Source organism: Cupriavidus sp. CuC1 (assembly GCF_044627735.1).
GTDB lineage: Bacteria > Pseudomonadota > Gammaproteobacteria > Burkholderiales > Burkholderiaceae > Cupriavidus > Cupriavidus ulmosensis.
This window is the reverse complement of record NZ_JBIUHC010000371.1, coordinates 1-1295: the sequence shown is the minus strand read 5'-3', so window position 1 is coordinate 1295 and position 1295 is coordinate 1. Positions and strand designations below refer to the sequence as shown.

The 1295-nt window shown below is 60.9% G+C and carries 1 protein-coding gene; it reads right to left on the bottom strand.

Annotated features, from left to right (window positions below):
- Positions 1-39: 39 nt before the first annotated feature.
- A protein-coding gene (locus tag ACGLHR_RS51700; RefSeq protein ID WP_400103883.1) for an IS3 family transposase occupies positions 40-1232 on the bottom strand; the annotation gives its coding sequence in 2 pieces (ribosomal slippage) (positions 40-968 and positions 968-1232; 1194 coding nt in all).
- Between the last annotated feature and the right edge of the window lie 63 nt (positions 1233-1295).

Here is a 1295-nt window from a genome sequence, read left to right as displayed (position 1 = left end):
TGATGTTGCCCCTGTTTGGTGTAGCTCTTAGCTCTCGGGTTATGCGGCCTTTTTACGCTGTGCCGCATGCCAGCGTTGCTCGTATTGCATGGGGCTGAGATAACCCAGCGTGGAATGCAGCCGTCGGTGATTATAAAAGGCTATCCAGTCCAGCACCGCGTCCATGGCCTCCCGCCGGGTGGCGAACTTTCTTCCGTGCAAACTGGCGGTCTTGAGCCGTCCCCAGAAGCTTTCGGTCGGCGCATTATCCCAGCAATTCCCCTTCCGGCTCATGGACGAGCGCATGCCCCAGTCGCGCATGGTGCGCTGGAACTCATGGCTGCAATACTGGCTGCCCCGGTCACTATGGAAGATCACCCCCTGACCCGGGCGGCGCCGGAACCAGGCCATCCGCAAGGCGTCCTGGACCAGACTGGTCTGCATGTGTGGCGCCATGCTCCAGCCCACCACCTGGCGGCTGAACAAGTCAATGACCGCGGCCAGGTACAACCACCCCTCATCGGTGGCGATATAGGTGATGTCTCCACTCCAGAGATGATTCGGCGCCTCAGGGGTGAACCTGCGCTGCACCAGGTCGGCGGCCACCGGCAAGTTATGTTTGCTGTCAGTGGTGACAACAAACTTACGCTTGGTGCGCGCGCGCAGGCCATGACGCTGCATCAGGCGACGCACCCGCTCCTTGCCCACCCTGACGCCGCGCGCGAGCAGCTCCTTATGCATGCGGGGCCAACCATATTCCTGCTTGACCTCGGCATGGATGGCGCGTAGGTGGGCCAGCACGGCCTCATCGCTCTGGCGGCCACCGGAGCCTGGGCGAGTTGACTGCCGTTGGCGCCAGGCGAAATACCCGCTGGCGCTCACGCCCAGCACCTCGCACGAGATACTCACTGGCCAGTGCTTTCTCACTTGGTAAATCCAGGCATACCTTGCAACACGTCCTGCGCAAAGTATGCCGCGGCTTTTTTTGCGATATCACGCTCCATTCTCAGGCGCGCATTCTCCGCCCGCAGCCGAGCCAGCTCCATCTGCTCAGGCGTGACGGCCACCGGCTTGCCGGTCGTCCCCGCCGCCAGTTCTCCCTTTTCACTCTGACGTACCCAGGCCCCAAGACTACCCTTGGGAATGCCGAGAACCTTGGCCGTGACCGCTATCGATTGGCCGGCCCTCACCTGGCGAACCGCCTCCAATTTGTATTCCTGCGTGTATTTCGCTCGCGTTTGCTTACCTGACATGTCTTAGCTCCTTGCTCGTATTTGAACATAGGCTAAGAACTCCACTCTTCGGGGGCAAGATCA